Below are 21,152 nucleotides of genomic sequence, written 5' to 3' on the forward strand. Positions count from 1 at the left end.
AAAAAACCGGAGAGCATACTCCGGCTTTTTTCAATAAAACGATGGACGGCGATCTTCAAAGACAGGGATTCGTTGGCGAATTTCTGCTACTTTTGCCAAATCTATTTCCCCGATCAGCAATTGTTCCGCCTCACTAGCTTCGGCAATGATTTCGCCCCACGGATCGATGATCATTGAATGACCAGCAAACACATTTTTCGGATCAGCTCCGCTTCGGTTGCAGCCGATGACATATGCTTGGTTTTCAATCGCCCGAGCTATGAGCAATGTACGCCAATGGTCAACGCGGGCGAGCGGCCATTCAGCGGGAACAAATAGCACTTTAGCACCAGCTAATACGTGCTTTCGTAGCCATTCGGGAAAGCGAATATCGTAGCAAATAAACGCTGCCATCGTTTCATCTTCAAGTGTAAATAAGCCATCTTCATCGCCCGCTTGTAAAAATTTCTCTTCCTCCATCAAGCGGAATAAGTGAAGCTTGCTATATTTCTTGACTAATGTTCCTTCTTTGTTGATGACGAGTAATGTATTTTTGACGCCAGCCGCTGTTTGATTTGCCACGGACCCTGCGACAAGATGCATTTGGTGTTTTTTCGCTTGCTCACTCAAAAAATCAATCGCCTTCTGTGCTTCGTGATCAGCAATTTCATCCAAGCGGGTTAAGTCATATCCTGTTGTCCATAATTCTGGTAGTATCGCAAGCTCGCATCCTTGGTCTGCTGCTTGTTGTAGCCATTGTGTTGCTCGTTGATAATTGGTGTTCGGATCTCCAAAAGCAATATCCATTTGGAGACAAGCAATCTTCATTTTCACTTTCAACGCCCCATTTCTGTCTGAAAATTCATTCTTTACAATCTTTATCTTTCGTTATAACATTATTTACTACAATTTAAAAGTGAGAGAAGTGATAGCATGAAAAAATTTGAGCAATCAAAGCTACTAGAAGCATTGCCAGATCAGTTTTTTGCGAAGCTTGGAAAAAAAGTGAATGATGCGATCAACGAAGGGCGAGATGTGATTAATTTAGGGCAAGGAAGTCCCGATCAGCCACCAGCTAGTCATATGATCAAGGCCTTGCAAAAAGCCGCTGAAAATCCGGTGAATCATAAATATTCCCCATTTAAAGGATTTCCATATGTGAAAGAAGCGTGCGCCGAATTTTACAAGCGAGAATATGGGGTAGAGGTTGATCCAGAGACAGAAATTGCTGTTTTATTCGGAGGGAAAGCGGGGCTTGTGGAGTTGCCACAGGTGCTGTTAAATCCGGGCGATATCGCGTTAGTACCTGATCCCGGCTATCCTGACTATTGGTCGGGGATGGCACTTTCGGGGGCAGAGATGTATATGATGCCGCTCACGGAAGAAAATCGTTATTTGCCTCGCTATGAGGAGATTCCTGAAGATGTGCTCAAACAGGCGAAGCTATTGTTTATTAATTATCCGAACAATCCGACTGGAGCCATGGCAGATGAAGCTTTTTTTGCAGAAACGATCGCCTTTGCTAATCAACATGATTTATGTGTCGTTCACGATTTTGCTTATGGAGCTATTGGCTTTGACGGCAACAAGCCGGTTAGCTTTTTACAAGTAGAAGGGGCGAAAGAGGTCGGATTGGAAATTTATACGATGTCAAAAACGTATAATATGGCCGGGTGGCGCGTCGGCTTTGCGGTTGGGAACCCGAGTGTCATTGCGGCACTGGAGTTATTGCAAGATCATTTGCATTGCAGTTTATTTGGAGCGGTGCAAGAAGCGACAGCCGCAGCTTTACTTGGCGAGCAGCAAGGGGTGAAGGAGCAAGAGGCGATGTATGAAAGACGTCGCAATTTGTTCATCGATGGGTTGAATCGCATCGGCTGGGAAGTAGAAGCGCCTGAAGGATCTTTTTTTTCGTGGTTAAAAGTGCCGAAGGGTTATACATCGGAGCAATTTAGTGACCTGTTGCTGAAGGAAGCGGATGTAGTCGTCGCTCCAGGTGTGGGATTTGGAAAGTACGGAGAAGGGTATGTACGCGCAGGGCTGGTCGTTTCGGAAGAAAGAATCTTAGAAGCGATTGATCGAATCGAGCGACTGAAAATTTTTGAACATACAGTTGACAGTTTTTCATAAACATGCAATAATGCAAATTAACTGAAAATGATCGTTTTAAAAAATAATTAAATATTTACGTAATCTTATCAAGAGCAGGTGGAGGGACAAGCCCGATGAAGCCCGGCAACCGACTTAGCTATATGCTAGGCACGGTGCTAATTCTTGCAGCTTAGGCTGAGAGATAAGAAAGAGTGATGAATGATGAACCTCTTCTTATCGAAGAGGTTTTTTTATTTAGAAGGAGGAGAAAAAAATGACAGCGATAATAGATGAGCAAGTAGTGTGGACAATTTCCGGTGCGAGTTTTTTTGATACAGCGAATGTGAAAAAAGGGGAAAACGTTTTATATATCGGTGGAAATACAGCTTTGTTATCAGAATTAGCAAAAGCAAATGTGAATGTGACGCCCGCTCTTTTAGCAAAAAATCGGACGTTTGACATTGCGTTAACGAGCTTAAATCTTCATAAAAAAGAAGGAGTAGAAATATTATTAAAGCAGATTTTTGCCCAGTTAAAGCCAGGTGGCCGCTTAGTGGCGGACTTAGCCGAGTTAGACACCCTTCGTCAAGCTGGAACATTCGTCTACAAGAAAAGCTTGCCTGACTACTGGGATCTGCTTCGCGAAATCGGCTTTGAAGCAATTTTTGTTCAGCAAATCACTGCTTGCTCCCGTGAAGAAGTGGCTCTTCAAGGATGGGATGAGCTAAAAAAGGTTAAAAAGCTCCCGGTTAAAGTGAATCGGTTTGTTGCTTTGAAAGGTTATTGAAATACTCAGATGTGAAGTCCACTAACGGTCGAAGCTTGATTACTTTACAAGTTGCTTGCCCAATATTTCCGGTATGGACATGATGTGATTGTTCAAACGCAGCGCCGACGTCTTGAAAGCGGTCGGAGTATTCTTCTAATTCTTGATACGTTTTCCACACCCGTTCGCCGTGTTCAAGCATAGCGGAACCTTGTTCAAATACAGGGCGCCCATCTTTTGAACGAAATTCACCTAAATGCATGGCTGTACAGGAACTATAATTCGTACCGATAAAAAGAATCGAGGCGTCTAACTCGTACAGCTTAGCGAGTGGTGAATGATCACCAAATGGAAAATCGAGAGCATGATCGCTAACAATCCAATCAGCTTGTTTTCCCCAAGCGGTAAACGAACAAGAGGGATGAAGACTGCGCCTGACGTCAGGAAAACTACGAAATGCTTCGGGGATTTTTCCCATTCCAAGAGTTGGGGTAACTTCAGGAAGATAAGCGGGCATCATAAAACGAATGCTCGGCCACCACTCCTCAGGAACAGGCGGGTTTTTCCAATGCTTCGGATCTGTGTTATGAGTCGTTTGAGCAGGCATGACTAGAGAGCCTTCCACAGTCATTGTATCCATCAATGCTTGAATCACTGCAATCTCACCACCAGCGACCCAGCCAATCGAGCGCAAAGAAGAGTGAGTGATCACATGGTCACCAGCCTTCAACCCAAGAGCGTGCAAATCTTTCACTAACGTTTCTCTTGTAATTAACGATTTCGTCTCACCAATCAAATCCTTACTTGCCATAAACATTCCCCCACACAACATTTAGTTTCTTCTATTATATATGAATCTTTTTTGAAAGAGAAAAATTTAGTATGATAAGAAAAGCGGAAGGCGCTGTTCAGCGGCGTATGGGCTGGAGTCATCCGCACGAGATAAAGGAAACACGATGAACGTCAGTGAATCGATGTTGACTTATCGCAAGGAGGATCGTGGAAGTCCACTAGTCGCTGGGGATTGCAGCTGGACAAAGAAAAGCGGAGCCGACTGTTCTGGAGTGACAAGCAGATGACGGACTGACGAAATGGCGTTCTCCAGCCATGCAGCCATGCAGTCAGGCTGACATCTGACCTCGAGCTCCAAGGAGGCGCAGCTGGACAAAGAAAAGCGGAAACCCCCGTTTAGCAAAACACTACTTAAAAAAGGATGAAGCAAGTGAACAATCAACGTGTATTTTACCGAACGATTCCTTATACGAAAGAACAATTTTTTCATCAATATAAAGCGTTAACTGTCGATCAGTCTCATCATGTCATTTTAGAAAGTGGGCGTGGTGGACGTTTAAGTATTGCTGGTTTGTCGCCGTTTGCAATCGTGCAATCAACAGACGATGGGATTCAAATTGAGACATCTAACGGTCAAGAAAATCGTCAAGGGGTTCCACTTCATGAATTAGAACGATGGATGAAGTCATTTGAGCTACCGAAAGTGGAGGGGCTACCAGACTTTCAAGGCGGAGCGATTGGCTATATTAGCTATGATTATGCTCGCTACATTGAGAAGCTACCGGAGCAAGCGGCTGATGATCTTAGATTACCACTCATTTATTTTCTTGTGTTTGATGAGTGGGCGGTGTTCGATCATCAAACCGAGCAGTTATGGTTGATGACCTTGACTAGTGAGGAAACGTTAGATCAGATAGAAAAAAGTTGGACAACTGTCGTTGAAAATCAACCTTATTCACCGGCCACACCAGCAAATCAAGAGTTATCCGTTTCTTTTTCAGAAGACTCATTTAAAAAAGCGATTGAAAAAACACAACACTACATTTCTCAAGGTGATGTGTTTCAAGTGAACTTATCGGTACGCCAGTCTCGCGAGTTAACGGTACCAGCGCTCGCTGTGTATGAAGAGTTACGAGCGTTAAACCCTTCTCCGTATATGGGGTATATCCACACGCCTGATTTTCAAATCGTCTCAGGCTCACCTGAATTATTAGTCAAAAAAGCAGGTTCTGAATTGAGTACGCGTCCAATCGCCGGCACTCGTTCTCGTGGAAAAGACGAAGCGGAGGATTTACGATTAGCTAACGAGTTAATTGAAAATGAGAAAGAGCGCGCAGAACATGTGATGCTTGTCGACCTAGAGCGCAACGACCTCGGTCGAGTGAGTAAATATGGAACGGTGGAAGTAAATGAATTTATGGTGATCGAAAAATATTCCCACGTTCAGCATATCGTCTCCAACGTCCGCGGCGAATTAGCGGAAGGGAAAACAAATGCCGATGTGATCGAAGCGGTCTTTCCTGGGGGCACGATTACGGGAGCGCCAAAAATTCGCACGATGGAAATTATTGAAGAACTAGAACCAGTACGTCGCGGCATTTATACGGGATCAATCGGTTGGCTCGGATTTAACAAGGATATGGAACTGAACATTGTCATTCGTACAATGCTTGTGAAAGACGGACAATGCCATGTCCAAGCAGGAGCTGGTGTTGTCATCGACTCCGATCCGAAAAACGAATACAAAGAGTCACTGAAAAAAGCTGTAGCCGTTTGGAAAGCGAAAGAAATGGCAGAGAGTAAAAGAGTGGAGGAATGAAAGAGTGATTTTGATGATTGATAATTACGATTCTTTTACATACAATCTTGTGCAATATTTGGGGGAGCTTGGCGAGGAACTCGTCGTGAAGCGCAATGATGAGATTACGATTGAAGAAATTCGAGACATGGCACCGGATTATTTAATGATTTCACCTGGGCCGTGTACGCCGAATGAGGCGGGGGTTAGCTTAGAAGCGATTCAAGCGTTTGCCGGAGAGATTCCGATTTTTGGTGTGTGCCTTGGCCAACAGTCAATTGCTCAAGTATTTGGAGCTGAAGTCGTACAAGCAGAGCGACTGATGCACGGAAAAACATCGGATATGTCGCATGACGGTCAGACAATTTTTGAAGGGCTACCGAATCCATTTCCGGCGACGCGCTATCATTCCCTCATTGTCAAAAAAGAAACATTGCCCGATTGCTTTGACATTTCTGCTTGGACAGCAGAAGGTGAAATTATGGCGATTCGTCATAAAGAGCTCCCGATCGAAGGCGTGCAGTTTCATCCAGAGTCGATTATGACGTATGGGGGAAAAGAGATGCTCCAAAGCTTTATCCGTCGCTATCGTCGAGCGGCGATGGAGATGTAAAAAAGATGTATATTTTTCTAAACGGGAAATTAATCCCGAAAGAAGAAGCGAGGATTTCGCCATTTGATCATGGTTTTCTTTATGGGCTCGGTGTATTCGAGACCATCAGAACGTATGAAGGACGACCATTTTTATTAGAAAATCATATGGCAAGATTGCAGCAAGGCTTACATGAAATGCAAATTGATTGCCCGATTACAACAGAGGATGCGTTGGAAATCATCACAGCACTTTGTGAGAAAAATAAGCTTCCTCATTCCTCTGTGCGATTGAATATTTCAGCAGGGGAAGGAGCGATGGGGCCACAAGTTGAACCTTTCAGTCAACCGACCATCATGGCTTTTCAACGCCCTGTTGTCCCATCTTCTGAGATGACGGAGAAAGAAGCGGTTGTACTGAACCTGCGCCGCAATACGCCGGAGACTGAATTTCGAATGAAGTCTCATCATTACTTTAATAACATTGCCGCTAAACGTGAAGTTGGTGCTGATCCAGCAAAAGAAGGTCTTTTCTTAACAAAAGAAGGCTATGTCGCAGAAGGTGTAGTATCTAATATTTTTTGGGTGAAGGCAGGGACGCTTTTTACACCAGCTCTTGATACAGGCATTTTAAACGGCATCACTCGAATGTTTTTATTAAAGCGGGCAAAAGAGTTGCAAATTCCTGTAGAAGAAGGCTTGTACACTTTAGCAGAATTGATGACAGCCGATGAAATCTTTTTTACTAATTCTGTGCAGGAAATCGCACCTGTCTACTTGCTAGACGGCAAGACATTTCCGGGTAAAGAAGGTCAAATGACTAAGCTCCTTTATGAAGATTATCAGCGTTGGACATAAAAACCCTAACGAACTGCCCCATAAATGTTAGACATCAAACTAACATTTATGGGGTATTTTTATTGATTTTTGAATCCTTCTCCTGAAATCCGCTCTGTTGATACAAACTTAAGGCAATCTTAAGGTTCAGCAAATCCTTGCTTAAGCTTGGAATTGTAAACTAAAAACAGAATGAAAAATAGGAGGGAATACAAATGACTGAATGGATGATAGAAACGCGTGAACTGACAAAGAAGTTCGGTAGTTTTTTAGCTGTGAATCACGTGAATTTACAGGTGGCGAAAGGGGGCATTTACGGCTTTCTAGGGCCGAATGGAGCAGGGAAATCAACGACCATCCGCACATTACTCGGCCTTATACAGCCGACCAAAGGAGACGTGGAGGTGTTTGGTCAGTCGATTCGCACCCATCGGATAGAGATTTTAAAACGGGTCGGCTCTTTAGTTGAATCCCCTTCGTATTACGGCCATTTGACGGCTTATGAAAATTTAGAGATTACAAGGCAAATCCTTGGAGTAAGCAAAGAAGAAATTGATCGCGTATTAGAAATTGTTCGTTTAACAGACGTGAAGAAAAAGAAGGTGAAGCAGTTTTCACTTGGGATGAAGCAGCGTCTTGGTATTGCTCAAGCTTTATTAGGAAAACCGGATTTACTCATTCTTGATGAACCGACAAATGGCTTGGACCCGGCGGGAATTCTAGAAATTCGTGATTTAATTAAAAGTTTGCCTAAGAAATATGGTATCACTGTGTTAATCTCTAGCCATATTTTAAGTGAAATTGAACTGATCGCTACACATATTGGGATTATTAATAAAGGGCAGCTGCTTTTTCAAGGGACGTTGGATGAATTACGCCGCAAGCAAAGTGCTGCGCTAATGGTGCAAGCGGTACCGAAGCAGGATGCTGTTAAGCTATTGCAAAACAAAGGATATTCATTTACAGATGAAGGGGATTTTATCCGAATTGGACAAGCGGTGAAGCCAGCGGACATTAATCGGGAATTGGTCGGCAGTGGGCTTGATGTCAATGCGATTTTTACGCAGAAAACATCTCTGGAAAGTATTTTCCTAGATATGACAACGGAGGCGGTGGAATAAATGGGTATCGCCACATTATTAAAAACGGAATTGCAAAAGCAAAAACGTGGCTTTCTTTTGCTTTTTCTATTAATCATTCCATCAGGTACGACATTGGCGATGTTTTTAGATATGAACCTACGTTATGACTACTTAATGAGCATAGCAGAGAAAGGGGAAAGTTCGTGGGATGTTTTACTGTTTGAAAATCATGGCACCCTTGGTTGGGGCGTATTTTTACCATTATTTATCTCAATCATTTTCTTCTTTATTTTCCAAGTGGAGCATCAGCAAAATTCATGGAAATCACTGCTCAGTATGCCTGTACATAAAAGTTCCGTGTATTTGTCCAAATGGCTGGCTGGGTTGATGTACACATCACTGTTGATTGTTTTGAATACGGCGGGGCTAGTATTAGTCGGAAAAATTATGGAGTTTCCAGAGGCAGTAGATTGGAGCGGCTACGGAATGTATGTTGTCAATCAAATCGTGCTGGCACTCGCAGTGATTGCACTGCAGCAGTGGCTTAGTTCGTGGATGAAAAACCTAATTTACCCGGTGGCGATTGCTTTTGGTGGGTTAATCTGTGGAACTATACTGTCCTTTCACTCTGAGATGTCAGCTAAAATTTTACCATATTCCTATATTAATTTGGCGGATGGTCGTTTAACCGAGCCGTCAGGAGTATTTATGTATTCATTGTTGTTCGCTACATTGTTCTTATTGATCGGTAGTTTACAGTTTCAGAAAAAGGATATTTTATAGGGAGGAGTATAGATGATGAATTTATGGAAAGCGGAATGGTTGAAGCTCAAGCATTCAAAGTTGATCTTGCTTGCCATTGCTTTGCCGATGTTTGCAGTTATACAAGGAAAATTTTTCACAAGCGCTACCCTAGAAGGTGGGAAAGATCCTGTTTATGAAATATATTTTATCGGTTCAATGGTTTTATTTTCATGGCTGGTGTATCCATTGCTTGCGGCTGTCGTGATTGCCATGATTGCGAGAGTCGAGCATTCAGGGGAGGGGTGGAAGCAGTTGTTAGCTTTACCGGTATCGCGGACAAGTGTGTACTGTGTCAAATTTTTTATCAGTATGGGAATTTTATTTTTTAGTTTAGTCGTGTTGTATATTGGCATTTGGATTGGCGGAGCGACGTTTCCACAAGCGGGAGCTTTCCCTGCTTTTGATCTATTCAAGCAGTTAGTCAAATATTTTGTTGCTAGCTTTCCAATGATCTCGGTATTGTTTTTCTTTAGCTATCGTTTCGGGCATACAGGCATTCCGCTTGGGATTGGGATTGGCTTGTCACTACCAGCGATTATGATTGGTCAATCGGAGCGCTTTTGGATTTATTACCCGTGGTCTTATCCGATGACGTCAGCGTTAGCTAATCCAGCAGATTTAGGCGTGAAGGCAACGATTATGTATGGCCTTTCCATTGGTATGCTTGCGATCCTCTTCTTTGTTGGGTTGGCGCGTTTTCGCTCCAAAGATATAATATAGCTATCATACATATAAAGGATGAAGCTAGATGATCTCGATGAATGAATTGGCTAATAAAAACATTTTGCTAATCGATGACGAAATAGAAATTTTAAATTTGCTAGAAACAATTTTGCAAAAAGAAGGGTTTCAACATATTTGGAAAGCGGCTACAGGAGCAGAAGGACTTGACTTGTGCAGAAACTGTCAGCCTGATGCTGTCGTGCTTGATATTATGCTCCCTGATATGGAAGGCTATGAAGTCTGTAAAAAAATCAGGGAGTTTTCTCTTGTTCCGATTATTTTTTTATCCGCAAAGTCGGATGATATTGATAAGTTACTAGGTCTTGGAATTGGCGGAGATGATTATGTTACTAAGCCTTTTAGTCCGAAAGAGGTGGCTTTTCGTGTGAAAGCACAGTTAAGAAGAAGTTCTTATTACCCTGAAGAAATGCGGATCAATAAAGAGGTGCTCATGTTTGGAGAAGTTGAAATAAATAAGCGAACAGGTGAAGTGAAAAAGAACAGTGCAGAAGTACAATTGACAGCGAAAGAGCTACAGTTACTGTTATTTCTAGCTGATCACCCGAATCAAATCTTAAGCAAAACGAAAATTTGTGATGCTGTATGGGGCGAAGAGTATGTGGGTCACGATAACACCATCATGGTGCATATTCGGCATTTACGTGAAAAGCTAGAGTGTGAACCAGGAAAACCAAAGTGGATTCGCACAGTTAAAGGGCTCGGTTATAAATTGAACACTAGGGGAAATTAAGATGAGATGGAAGTTGACTGGCCAATTCTTGACGGCGATCATTTTAACGATTGTTCTTTCTTTGTTGGCTTTTATGATAATTAATATGGCCCTTATTATAAATAAAGCAAAGGGTCTTTATACACCTGAAGATAATCCGGTCAATTATACGTTAGAATTCGGAAAGAATATTCAATATGAAAACGGAACATTCATCATTCCAGCTGATAAGTTAGCGGAGTTGAAAAAAGAGAAGTTATGGATTCAAATACTAGATGAGAACGGTAACGAAGTATACAGTCGCTATCAACCAGAAGAAGTTCCGAGCCATTATACCCCAGGCGAGTTGATTTTTTCATATAAATTCGATGGGGCTATCGCTGATTCAACGATTTTTGTGTCCAAGCTTGATAAAGGTGATCGAAAGTTTAGTTATATTATCGGCTACCCCTTTGAACAAGTGGCGACAACGAGCTATGTGTTCTCAGGAGAAAAGTGGTGGGAAGATGTAGTACGGCTCTTTTTAGTAGCGACCTCTGTCATCGTGATCATCGCTTCCATGTTTGGCTATTTAATTAGTCGCCGCCTGACGAAACCAATGCTAGCGATAACAGATGGGGTTCGGGAGTTTGCCAAAGGGAATTACGCACATACTTTGCAAGAAAAAGGGCTGTACAAAGATGTGTTTCATAATTTAAATGAACTGTCTGTTACGTTGCTTGCCAATGAAAGAGAACGCAAGAAGATGGAACAAATGCGTGAAGAATGGGTAGCGAATATTACTCATGACATTAAAACGCCGCTTGCTTCCGTTAAAGGTTATTCAGAAATTTTAGTTAATCCGACGTATAAGGTAAAGGAAGAAGAAAGACAAGCGTATGCAGAAATTATCTATCATAAATCAGAGTATATCAGTCAATTAATTGATGATTTAAATATGACGTATAAGCTGCAACATATAGCTAATATGATTTACAAAAAAGAAGAGAATATAGTCGAAGTGCTTCAAGAAACGGTCATTGATATTTTGAACCATCCGTTATATGAAGATATTCCACTTGAATTTGAAGCGGATACCGATCGTTATATGCATCGCTTAGATCGAACATTATGGAAACGAGCATTGACAAATTTGCTTTTTAACGCGATCGTGCATAATCCGCCAGACACGCCTATTTATGTAAGGTTTAAAGTGAATAATAAAAAACAAGCGGTGATAGAGATTGAAGATTTCGGTAAGGGGATTCCAGAAGAGGAGTTAGAAAAGTTATTTACCAGATACTACAGAGGTACGAATACTGGAGAATCGCATAAAGGTTCCGGGCTTGGACTGGCCATTGCTAAGCAAGTATTTGATAATCACAGAGCAACGATCGTTGTTACAAGTATTGTTGACCAAGGAACAAAAGTGAGTATTCTATTAAAACAGTAACAGGTTGTTTTTGTTATTTCGAAATTTTCTAGGTACTTTTCCGTAAATAATAATGGTAAGATGGAATTGGGAGATATTCTCCATTTTATTCACATTGTCCGGTTCGTAAGGATATACATATACTAAGGAGTGACTTCTATGTCAGAGCAACCATTGTTTCGGTTGGAGAAAGATTTTTTAGGGGAAAAAGAAGTGCCTGCCCATGCTTATTATGGAGTACAAACGTTACGAGCAGTAGAGAACTTTCCGATTACCGGTTATCGAATTGATGAAAGCTTAATTAAAGCGTTAGGCATTGTCAAAAAATCAGCGGCACAAGCCAATAAGGATATTGGTTCGTTAGATGAAAAAACGGCTGCGGCCATTATTCAAGCAGCAGAGGAAGTGATCGTCGGACAGCTTCATGATCAATTTATTGTCGACCCGATTCAAGGTGGAGCGGGAACGTCGATCAATATGAATGCCAATGAAGTAATCGCCAATCGAGCGCTAGAAATTTTAGGACAAGAAAAAGGGAATTATAAAGTCGTTTCGCCAAACTCTCATGTGAACATGGCGCAATCGACGAATGATGCTTTCCCAACAGCGATTCATATCGCCGTTATTGAAAAAGTAAAAATTCTGCTTGAAGTGATGGAACAGCTACATGCAGCATTTCATGATAAAGCATTAGAATTTAATCATATATTAAAAATGGGACGTACTCATTTGCAAGATGCGGTGCCGATTCGACTAGGACAAGAATTTGAAGCTTATGCGCGTGTCTTAAGCCGTGACATTGATCGCGTGGGAATGTCTTTGCAGCATTTATACGAAGTGAATATGGGAGCGACGGCTGTTGGTACGGGCTTGAATGCCGAGCCACTTTATATTGAAAAAGTCGTCGAATATTTAGCGACAAACAGTGGCTTCCCAATCGTCAAGGCGTCTCATTTAGTAGATGCTACACAAAATACGGACTGTTATTTAGAAGTGTCTGCGGCTTTAAAGGTTTGTATGATGAATATGTCAAAAGTGGCGAACGACTTGCGAATGATGGCATCTGGTCCGAGAGCTGGCTTAGCAGAAATTACATTGCCAGCGCGTCAACCGGGCTCATCAATCATGCCAGGGAAAGTCAACCCGGTAATGGCAGAAGTGCTAAACCAAGTGGCGTTCCAAGTAATCGGCAACGACCATACAATTTGCCTCGCTTCTGAAGCAGGTCAATTTGAGCTAAACGTGATGGAGCCTGTGCTTGTTTTCAACCTATTGCAATCAGTTAAAGTTATGACTAACGTCTTTACAGTGTTCCGTCAATATTGTCTTGAAGGCATTCAAGCCAATGTGGAACGGATGGAAAACTACGTCAACAATAGCGTCGGTATCATTACAGCGATCAACCCGCACGTCGGCTACGAGATTGCTGCTTCCATCGCTAAAGAAGCGATCGACACTGGCAAATCGGTCCGTGACATTTGCGTCGCTCGCGGTGTACTGACTCATGAGCAACTCGATATCATCTTACACCCATATGAAATGACTGATCCTGGTATATCAGGAAAAGAGCTGTTGAAAGAAAAAAGTCAGTCTTAAAGAAAAAAGCTGTCCAGTTGGGCAGCTTTTTTGAGTATTCTGAATAGTAGGGATGGGAGAAACGTGGTATGGTGGAATATAAATAAACATACATAGGAGAGAGTGAAAATGTCTACAACATCTATCATTCAATGGAGCAGTACGTCGTTATATGTGTCTTTTATTTTGTATTTAATCGCTATTATTCCTTTAGCGCTCGCAGTCAAATCAAAAAAGAGCTTGTTTTCTAAAATAGGCATATCGCTTACGGCAGTAGGGTTCGTTTTGCAAATCTTTTACTTTATCACTAGATGGTACGCTGCTGGACATGCACCTGTCAGTAATTTATATGAATTTATGACGTTCTTCGGCATTATGCTAGTAGGAAGTTTTTTAATTATTTATTTTATGTATCGTCAATCTGTCATTGGCTTGTTTGTCTTGCCGATTGCTTTGCTTGTGCTCGGTTACGCAAATGCTTTCTCTAAAGATGTGTCACCGCTCATTCCGGCGTTACAAAGTGAATGGCTAACGATCCATGTCATCACGGTTGCGTTCGCGAGTTCTGTCTTATCGATTTCTTTTGTGACGGGGGTCATTTATTTATTAAAAACGATCGATCCGAAAGAAAAAGGGAAGCGACCTTTCTTTTTAGAGTTAGTCATGTATTTTCTAGTCGTCGTTGTCGGATTTATTACGATTACTACTGCCTTTAACATAGCAGGCTATTCTAAGCATATGCAATTCGAAAATCAGAAAAAACAAGTCGAAGTGGCCGAATACACTTTGCCTGCGATAACAGCTCCGAACAATGCTGTTGTCGTTAACAAGAAGGGTGATAATCGCTATGAAGAGACGAATCAAAAAAATGGCTTCATCGAAATTTCGGCAAGTATCGACGCTCGAAAACTAAATACGGTTCTTTGGTCATTTGTCACTGGCACGATTTTGTATGTACTTATTCGTTTGATCACAAGAAAGAAAATTTTCGTTTTACTGAAACCATGGACGAGCAAAGTCAATGAAGACTTAATGGATGAAATTTCTTACCGAGCGGTTGTCGTCGGTTTTCCGCTATTTGCCCTCGGCGGCCTTGTGTTTGCGATGATTTGGGCGCAGATGGCTTGGAGTCGCTTTTGGGGCTGGGACCCGAAGGAAGTATGGGCGCTTATCACCTTCTTGTTCTACGCCGCTTTATTACACTTGAGGATTGGACGTGGTTGGGAAGGAGAAAAAACGGCTTGGATGACAATCATTGGTTTTGGTATTATTATGTTCAACCAAGTATTCGTTAACTTAGTCATATCTGGTTTGCATTCCTACGCATAAAGAGGAAAAAACGAGAAATTGTCGAATAAGTAAGACGATGAGGAAAGGGGAGGTTTCAATGATCAAAACAGCTGATTTATGTGATGACTTTGCCGACCAATTAAAGGTATGTAAGCTAGAAATGAAATCTTATGGGGGGAAAAAGCGTTTTTCCGGCCCTATCTCTACAGTCAAAGTATTTGAAGATAATGTACTCGTCAAACAAGCATTAGAAACGATTCCAGCAGGGAACGTTCTAGTGGTTGATGGTGGTGGATCGAGAAATTGTGCTTTATTAGGGGATCGCCTTGGAGCGATTGCTGAAGAGCGTAAACTATCAGGGATTATCGTCTATGGTTGCGTCCGCGACACGGCTGACCTTGCCGAACAAAACATCGGTGTGATGGCTATAGGTAGTAACCCACTGAAAAGCGTCAAAAAAGGTGAAGGGGAAAGCAACACCCTCGTTCAATTTGGCGATGTTGATTGGAAACCAGGTCACTATGTTTATGCGGATGAAGATGGCATCATTATTGCAAAAAGCGAACTGCCAGTAAAGAAGTAGTAGATATAAAAACAGGCTGGGGATAAGCTCCAGCCTGTTTTTATATCAGCAGCCAACTCCGTACTCGCAGCGAACAGTTGGCTGGTTTTTGTCAGTGTTACTTAAATAGCAGCTGTCCGTAGAACGCTTGCAAATGCCTTTCATTCGCGCAGCTTCCTCGCTAAGCTCCTCAATAGAGGAAAAATTTCTATCTTGATTGGTGACCACCGCAACAGAAATGGCGGTGAGAGCGGTTTTTTCCATAATTCCTTTGCGGTTTTTCACCATTACGTACTCGTTTTCCAAATCTTTCTCATTAAAGAATTTCTTAATGGCTAAGTTAAACTCTTGAATAATTGAGTCACAAATGGAGTGGTATTGGTAATGGGGAAGAATGGCGATAAAATCATCTCCGCCAATATGCCCGACAAACCCCTTTTCATTTAACAAAACAGATTTATTTAAAATATTTGCCGTTTCTCGTAGTAAATCGTCACCTTTAGAAAAACCATATACATCATTATAAGCTTTGAATTGATCTAAATCGGCATATAATATGGAAAATTCCGATTGATTATTAAGCGTGTCGATTAAATTTTCTTTGATCAGTGTATTTCCTGGTAACCCTGTAAGCGGATTCATATTCGTAGCAATGCGAACTTGTTCCTCTGCAATTTTAATTAATAAGTTTTTGATATTGATAGCTCCATAAAACTGACCGTTTTTCTTCACTAATACTAAGTCATATAATTTGTTTAATTCACGTGCCATCGCTAAAGAGCTAACTTCTGTAATAGGTGTAAAGTAATCAACAATTAGAGGGTTCTTTGTTGTCACTAAGCTAATATGTTTACCCATGTACAAAGCTAAGCCATACTTCGAGGATAGTTTTTGGTAAAAGTTAGTTTTCATGACGATTCCTATAGGATTGTCTTGTTCCATGACGACAATACCTTCTAATAAGGAATCCTTTTCGAAAACATCGTAAATATGGGAACTGTTTGTGTTTGCCTGAAACTGAGGAACGCTCATAGCAATTTCTCCTATGTAGCAACTCACTCTAATCAACTCCTTATATAGTGAAACTTTAATCGATGATCTTTTTGTAGGTGAATATTCTATATGACATATATCCTTTGACCTAATTTTACAATAGTTTGTTCATTGTGATTGTAAAGTATATGTAAATATTGACGAGGAGATCTTGAGTTTACCTGAAGGTTCTATGGAAGGCTGAAAGATATTGTCTTTACGTGAAATGAAGATCTCTTTATCATCCCATCGATTGTCCCATCCGTTGCTGTTCATATTTAACAAACATATAGTAATAAATGCCAGAACTAACAAGCGCGAGCAATGCCAAAATGGTAAATGTCCATAGAAATCCAATCCAAACGGTCATTGGAATCGAAATCGGTGCGATCGTTCGCCCGAGTGTGTAGCGAAGACTTGCGGCGGCGAAATATTGTCCGCGCATCTCTACTGGTGCGAGCTTAGAGATGAAGCTTTGCTGCAAGCCGACGATCATTAATTCGCCAAATGTAAAAACTCCCATAGCTATGACTAAGCCCCAGAACCATTCTGTTAGACCGAACATCCACATTGATAACGCATACAAAATGGAAGAGAGGGCGAAAATATTTTTTTCCTGAAAGCGAGTCGCCCATTTTGAGATGACGACGGTTAATAAGGCAACAAGTAGTCCATTTTCTGAGATTAGTAGACCAAATGCTTTTTCTCCTGTAATGTCTAAGTTCCAGTCACCAATGGACACAATCGATTGTACATCGATGACTTCCTTCGTATAAACCGGAATCAATAGGTCCAACTGCATAAATGTTTGAGCGCTTAAAATACCAGCGATGACAAAGAGCATAAATAGCTTGTCGTTAGCAATCACTCGATAATCCTTCATCTGTGCTAATATCGCGCCAAACCATGTGTCTCCTTTGAGCGAGCGTTCTTTTTGCGAAGCAGGAGCTGTTTCTTCTGTCCATTTAAATAGAATAAAAGCGAGAGCGAAGCAGACGAATGCGGCGAAAAGCATTAATTCAAAGCGGTAGCTAAAGAAAAAGATCCCTCCAAGAATGGGACCGAGAACAACAGCTATATTAAGCGATGTATAGAAAACAGCAAATACGTCACTACGATCTTTTTCTTCAACGACATCTGCAACCATCGCTTGGCTTGCTGGCCAATAAAGCGAGCCGAACACACTAGCAATCGAAAAGGCGATAAAGCCGAGCAGAGCCGATTGATATGAAGGAGAATTAGCGAAGGCAAACAGCAAAAAGGATGCGCCTTGTCCAATGGCGGCGAGGATCATCATATATTTGCGGCCAAAGCGATCTGCACAGTATCCACCAATTAAATTGGCCATTACCGAAAAGATTTGCGAAAGAATAAGTAATAGCCCGGCCGTACCTTTTCCAAATTCATCTGCAAAATAGATGGCAAGAAAGGGAAAGAACATCCAAAACGTCACATTCATAATTCCTTCACCTAACAGACGTACTTTCAAACTTTGATCCCACTCTCGAATTCTCATCTATTTCACTCCTAAAGTACCAACATATATCTACTATACATATAAAAGTAAAAAATAAAAAGAGGGTCTGCAACCCTCTTAAAGTGTTCCTTGATTAGACAGTTCGGATCTTACGTTGTTTCAAGGCATTTCGCAGTTTAGGTAAGGTGGCTAAAGATGAAAGGATCACGATGGTATCGAGTGGGAGGTAGGCGGCCATCCACATCCAAGCCATCGTATAACTGAATCCTTCTGGAGCCTCAACCCACCATTGAAATGCGGCATACATAAAGTTAGTGCCAATTCCATAGTTAAGTAGCAAAGTGAGTAACCCAGCAAAGATATAGTTCTTTTTTTGCTGGTTGTGCTCAAGACATTTTCCTACAGCATAAGCAACAAAAATAAAAGAAATAACGAAACCGAATGTTGGACTCAATAAGCTAGCGGGCCCTCCTTTAAATTGAGCAAACACCGGAGCGCCTGCTAGTCCGATAAACATATAGGCGATCATCGACCAAGCCCCTAAACGACTACCTAATAACCCTCCAGCCATAATAGCAAATAATAATTGTAATGTTACAGGTACACCCCCAATGGTTAAAAATGGTGATACATTGGCGCCAACAGCCATTAAAGCCGCAAACAAAGCACACAACACAATTTGATTCGCTTTCATATAAGTGATCCTCCTTTTAAAAAATATCATTGTCTAATATTTTTTCATATGTTAACATTTTTGTAAATATAGTTAACACTTTTTTCAGGAGGATGATGGACATGTCTGGAATTTTTTTGACTGGAACGGATACAGACGCCGGAAAAACGATTGCCACGCTGTTGCTGACCCATGCTCTTTTACAAAAAGGGGTCGATGTTTATCCTTATAAGCCAGTACAAAGTGGGGCAGAAGAACGAGAAGGAAAGTTGATTGCTCCTGATGCGGCAATCTATCAATTGTTGCCAGAACTTAAAGATCAAGAGTTATCTACCTACTTATACAAAATGGCAAGTTCTCCTCATTTAGCGGCAGAGCAAGAGGGAGTGGTCATTCCGATTGAAGAAGTGGTCACAAACATTCAAGAGAAAGCGAGCGATCAGGAAATATTGATCGTTGAGGGAGCAGGTGGGGTGTATGTTCCTCTTAATCGTCAAGGGTATTGCATCATTGACCTCATGGAAGAATTGAAGTTTCCAATTATTATAGCGGCTAGAGCGAGCTTAGGGACGATCAATCATACGATGCTGACCGTCGAAGCATTAAAAAATAGAGGGTTGCACGTGGCGGGCATTATTTTATCAAGCACGGTGCCAGAAGATGAAGCGATCGAGCAAGATAATCGACAAATGATTGAGCGGTTGACGAACGTGCCAATCATCGGAACAATTCCTTACATTCAAAACATTTCTAGCTATTTAGCGAATGAAGCATCTCGTTCAGCAATCACAGAAAATTGGAGAATCAAACAATTGCAGGAGGTAGAGGTTGATGGATACGAAAAGACTATATGACATTAGTAAAAAGCATATGTGGCTTCCATTTACGCAAATGAAGGATTATGAAGAAGCGCCGCTTATTATCGAAAGCGGGGAAGGAATCAAGTTGAAGGATATTCACGGCAATGAATATTTAGATGGCTACTCTTCGCTTTGGCTTAACGTCCACGGTCATCGTCGCTCAGAAATTGATGAGGCGATTAAAGCTCAGCTTGATAAAATTGCTCATTCTACTTTATTAGGGGCGGCTAATGTGCCATCGATTGAGTTAGCGGAACAATTAGTTAAGCTGGCACCGGAAAAGCTAACGCGTGTCTTTTACTCGGATAGCGGGGCAGAAGCGGTGGAAATTGCCATTAAAATGGCCTATCAATATTGGCAAAACAAAGGAATAACGACGAAAACGAAATTTGTGACGATGTCTAACGGCTATCACGGGGATACGGTTGGGGCGATTAGTGTCGGCGCCATCGATATTTATCACCGCGTCTATAGCTCGCTAATGTTTAACTCTTACGTCGTACCATTCCCGGCAACATACCGTCATCCTTCTGGCGATGAAGCAACGGTGAAGCGAGAGTCACTTGAGGCGATTCGTCAATTATTTGAAGAGAAGCACGAGGAAATTGCAGGTGTGATGGTCGAGTCGCTGATGCAAGGAGCTGGCGGAATGAATATGATGCCACCGGGGTATTTAAAAGCATTGGAAGCACTTTGCCGCGAGTTTGATATTTTACTTGTTGTGGACGAAGTAGCGACAGGCTTCGGTCGGACAGGAAAGATGTTTGCTGTTGAATATGAAGACGTCCAACCAGATATTATGACGGTTGCTAAAGGAATCACCGGGGGCTATTTGCCAATCGCGGCAACGATAACAACGGAAAAAGTTTATGCTGCTTTTTATGCGGATTACACAGAAATGAAAACCTTCTTCCATGGACATTCTTATACAGGAAATCAGCTCGGCTGTGCCGCTGCTTTAGCGAATTTAAAGATTTTTGAAAAAGAGCGATTAGTCGATCAAGCGGCTAAAAAAGCCGAATACGTCAAGGAAATCCTAGCTGAACTTGCCAAATTGCCGCAAGTCGGGGATGTTCGTCAGCTTGGACTAATGTGCGGGATTGAAATTGTGAAGGATAAAGAAACGAAAGAACCGTTTCCGTGGGAAGAGCGTGTTGCGTATAAAGCCACGTTAAGAATGCGAGAACTTGGCATGCTGACAAGACCGCTCAGTGACGTGATCGTTTTCATGCCACCGCTCGCTACAAGCTTTGAAGAACTGACACAAATGGGGCAAATCATGAAACAAGCGATTGAAGAAATTCAGCTTGTTCAGCAACGATAAAAACAATCCGCAGAGGTCGTCTCTGCGGATTGTTTTTATCCAGCTTGCGATAAGTCAACATCGATTCACTAACGTTCATCGTGTTTCCTTTATCTCGTGCGGAATGCTCCAGTCCATACGTCGCCAAACAGCGCCTTTCGCTTTAGTTATCATCTAGCTGCGCCTCCTAGACACTCGAGTCAAATAACCTGCCCCTTACAAGGCTAACGCCTTTCCAGCGTCAGAACATTTGCTTGTCGTGTCTGGACAGTCGCCTCCGCTTTAGTTACTACATGCCAATGTCTTGACCGCCGTTTTGTTTTGTGAAGTGGTTGTTTGGTATTTTGTCTATTTTTGATGCTTCGTGAGAATCTAGGATTTGACGGAGACCAAATATTAGGTAAACCCCTGTAGCCATTAGTAGAAGGAATAATCCGATAACGATTACTAATTTCATATGAATCCACTCCTTTCAAATTACAGTAGTCTATTATACTTGTATTCTAGCGGATACATATGGAAAATTCAAACTTCTTCCGTTGATTTTTTGAAAGAGCGAAAAAGGGCGTGGAAGTGGGATTAAAATTGTGTATAATTAGTGTTAATAAATCATACATATGCTTGATTAGGTGAAGCCATGGAAAGCGGCTTCTTAAAAGGGGAAGCTGGTGTAAATCCAGCGCGGTCCCGCCACTGTGAGTGAGATTGTTCATTTCACGAGCCAGAAAACCTGCCTGTATCACAAGCACCGACAAACCTACGAGGATAGGGTGGTG

22 protein-coding genes and 2 riboswitches are annotated in these 21,152 nt (G+C 41.8%); of the genes, 16 read left to right on the forward strand and 6 right to left on the reverse strand.

Annotation, left to right across the window (positions count from 1 at the left end; genetic code table 11):
* Positions 1-30 precede the first annotated feature (30 nt).
* Positions 31-813, reverse strand: coding sequence for a carbon-nitrogen family hydrolase (locus ACSVDJ_RS03930; protein WP_439170167.1), 783 nt, complete (start codon positions 811-813; stop codon positions 31-33).
* 99 nt (positions 814-912) lie between these two features.
* Here ACSVDJ_RS03930 and ACSVDJ_RS03935 point away from each other — a divergent pair, with 99 nt between their 5' ends.
* Positions 913-2,109, forward strand: coding sequence for a pyridoxal phosphate-dependent aminotransferase (locus ACSVDJ_RS03935; protein WP_439170168.1), 1,197 nt, complete (start codon positions 913-915; stop codon positions 2,107-2,109).
* A gap of 62 nt (positions 2,110-2,171) precedes the next feature.
* Positions 2,172-2,279, forward strand: a riboswitch (SAM riboswitch).
* Positions 2,280-2,344: 65 nt separating this feature from the next.
* Positions 2,345-2,857, forward strand: coding sequence for a class I SAM-dependent methyltransferase (locus tag ACSVDJ_RS03940; RefSeq protein WP_439170169.1), 513 nt, complete (start codon positions 2,345-2,347; stop codon positions 2,855-2,857).
* Here the strand turns inward: ACSVDJ_RS03940 and ACSVDJ_RS03945 are convergent.
* Complete coding sequence (locus tag ACSVDJ_RS03945) at positions 2,820-3,647, reverse strand: AAC(3) family N-acetyltransferase (RefSeq protein ID WP_439170170.1); 828 nt, start codon at positions 3,645-3,647, stop codon at positions 2,820-2,822. The genes ACSVDJ_RS03940 and ACSVDJ_RS03945 overlap by 38 nt on opposite strands.
* Positions 3,648-3,792: 145 nt before the next feature.
* Here ACSVDJ_RS03945 and ACSVDJ_RS03950 point away from each other — a divergent pair, with 145 nt between their 5' ends.
* The 12 genes from ACSVDJ_RS03950 to rraA all read left to right on the forward strand — a co-directional run bounded on the left by ACSVDJ_RS03950 (position 3,793) and on the right by rraA (position 15,052).
* The gene (locus tag ACSVDJ_RS03950) at positions 3,793-3,915 is read left to right on the forward strand and encodes a hypothetical protein (RefSeq protein ID WP_439170171.1); all 123 of its coding nucleotides are present in this window, start codon (positions 3,793-3,795) and stop codon (positions 3,913-3,915) included.
* 134 nt (positions 3,916-4,049) lie between these two features.
* The gene (locus ACSVDJ_RS03955) at positions 4,050-5,447 is read left to right on the forward strand and encodes an anthranilate synthase component I family protein (RefSeq protein WP_439170172.1); all 1,398 of its coding nucleotides are present in this window, start codon (positions 4,050-4,052) and stop codon (positions 5,445-5,447) included.
* A 4-nt stretch (positions 5,448-5,451) separates the two neighbouring features.
* Complete coding sequence (gene pabA, locus ACSVDJ_RS03960) at positions 5,452-6,039, forward strand: aminodeoxychorismate/anthranilate synthase component II (RefSeq protein WP_439170173.1); 588 nt, start codon at positions 5,452-5,454, stop codon at positions 6,037-6,039.
* Positions 6,040-6,044: 5 nt separating this feature from the next.
* Positions 6,045-6,875 carry an aminodeoxychorismate lyase gene (pabC, locus tag ACSVDJ_RS03965; protein ID WP_439170174.1) on the forward strand — a complete coding sequence of 277 codons (831 nt, stop codon included), beginning with the start codon at positions 6,045-6,047 and terminating at the stop codon, positions 6,873-6,875.
* Between the two features lie 194 nt (positions 6,876-7,069).
* Positions 7,070-7,975: an ABC transporter ATP-binding protein gene (locus ACSVDJ_RS03970; RefSeq protein WP_439170175.1), complete on the forward strand. Its 906-nt coding sequence runs from the start codon at positions 7,070-7,072 to the stop codon at positions 7,973-7,975.
* A complete protein-coding gene (locus ACSVDJ_RS03975) occupies positions 7,976-8,719 on the forward strand; it encodes an ABC transporter permease (protein WP_439170176.1) in 744 nt (247 codons plus the stop codon). It begins immediately after the preceding gene.
* Between the two features lie 12 nt (positions 8,720-8,731).
* Entirely contained in the window at positions 8,732-9,460 is a 729-nt protein-coding gene (locus ACSVDJ_RS03980; RefSeq protein ID WP_439170177.1) for an ABC transporter permease, read from the forward strand.
* A 28-nt stretch (positions 9,461-9,488) separates the two neighbouring features.
* Positions 9,489-10,214 (forward strand): response regulator transcription factor, encoded by a 726-nt coding sequence (locus ACSVDJ_RS03985; protein WP_439170178.1) that lies wholly within the window; start codon positions 9,489-9,491, stop codon positions 10,212-10,214.
* A gap of 1 nt (position 10,215) precedes the next feature.
* Positions 10,216-11,625, forward strand: a complete 1,410-nt coding sequence (locus tag ACSVDJ_RS03990; RefSeq protein ID WP_439170179.1) for a sensor histidine kinase — start codon at positions 10,216-10,218, stop codon at positions 11,623-11,625.
* Positions 11,626-11,763: 138 nt separating this feature from the next.
* Positions 11,764-13,200, forward strand: coding sequence for an aspartate ammonia-lyase (gene aspA / locus ACSVDJ_RS03995; protein WP_439170180.1), 1,437 nt, complete (start codon positions 11,764-11,766; stop codon positions 13,198-13,200).
* A gap of 108 nt (positions 13,201-13,308) precedes the next feature.
* Entirely contained in the window at positions 13,309-14,508 is a 1,200-nt protein-coding gene (ccsB, locus tag ACSVDJ_RS04000; protein WP_439170181.1) for a c-type cytochrome biogenesis protein CcsB, read from the forward strand.
* A gap of 58 nt (positions 14,509-14,566) precedes the next feature.
* Entirely contained in the window at positions 14,567-15,052 is a 486-nt protein-coding gene (gene rraA / locus ACSVDJ_RS04005) for a ribonuclease E activity regulator RraA (RefSeq protein ID WP_439170182.1), read from the forward strand.
* Between the two features lie 45 nt (positions 15,053-15,097).
* Here the strand turns inward: rraA and ACSVDJ_RS04010 are convergent, their stop codons facing one another.
* The 3 genes from ACSVDJ_RS04010 to ACSVDJ_RS04020 form a co-directional block, all read right to left on the reverse strand.
* The gene (locus ACSVDJ_RS04010) at positions 15,098-16,063 is read right to left on the reverse strand and encodes a GGDEF domain-containing protein (protein ID WP_439170183.1); all 966 of its coding nucleotides are present in this window, start codon (positions 16,061-16,063) and stop codon (positions 15,098-15,100) included.
* Positions 16,064-16,304: 241 nt separating this feature from the next.
* Positions 16,305-17,579, reverse strand: a complete 1,275-nt coding sequence (locus ACSVDJ_RS04015) for an MDR family MFS transporter (RefSeq protein ID WP_439170184.1) — start codon at positions 17,577-17,579, stop codon at positions 16,305-16,307.
* Between the two features lie 94 nt (positions 17,580-17,673).
* Positions 17,674-18,234 (reverse strand): biotin transporter BioY, encoded by a 561-nt coding sequence (locus tag ACSVDJ_RS04020; protein ID WP_439170185.1) that lies wholly within the window; start codon positions 18,232-18,234, stop codon positions 17,674-17,676.
* Positions 18,235-18,335: 101 nt separating this feature from the next.
* Between ACSVDJ_RS04020 and bioD the strand changes: the two genes are divergently transcribed.
* Positions 18,336-19,067 carry a dethiobiotin synthase gene (gene bioD, locus ACSVDJ_RS04025; RefSeq protein WP_439170186.1) on the forward strand — a complete coding sequence of 244 codons (732 nt, stop codon included), beginning with the start codon at positions 18,336-18,338 and terminating at the stop codon, positions 19,065-19,067.
* The gene (gene bioA / locus ACSVDJ_RS04030; RefSeq protein WP_439170187.1) at positions 19,045-20,397 is read left to right on the forward strand and encodes an adenosylmethionine--8-amino-7-oxononanoate transaminase; all 1,353 of its coding nucleotides are present in this window, start codon (positions 19,045-19,047) and stop codon (positions 20,395-20,397) included. Before bioD ends, bioA begins: the two co-directional genes overlap by 23 nt.
* A 268-nt stretch (positions 20,398-20,665) precedes the next feature.
* Here the strand turns inward: bioA and ACSVDJ_RS04035 are convergent, their stop codons facing one another.
* Positions 20,666-20,833, reverse strand: a complete 168-nt coding sequence (locus tag ACSVDJ_RS04035; protein WP_439170188.1) for a hypothetical protein — start codon at positions 20,831-20,833, stop codon at positions 20,666-20,668.
* Positions 20,834-20,986: 153 nt separating this feature from the next.
* Positions 20,987-21,128, forward strand: a riboswitch (cobalamin riboswitch).
* The last annotated feature ends 24 nt before the right edge of the window (positions 21,129-21,152 follow it).

Source organism: Bacillus sp. Hm123 (genome assembly GCF_051842975.2).
Taxonomy (GTDB): domain Bacteria; phylum Bacillota; class Bacilli; order Bacillales; family Domibacillaceae; genus Bacillus_CE.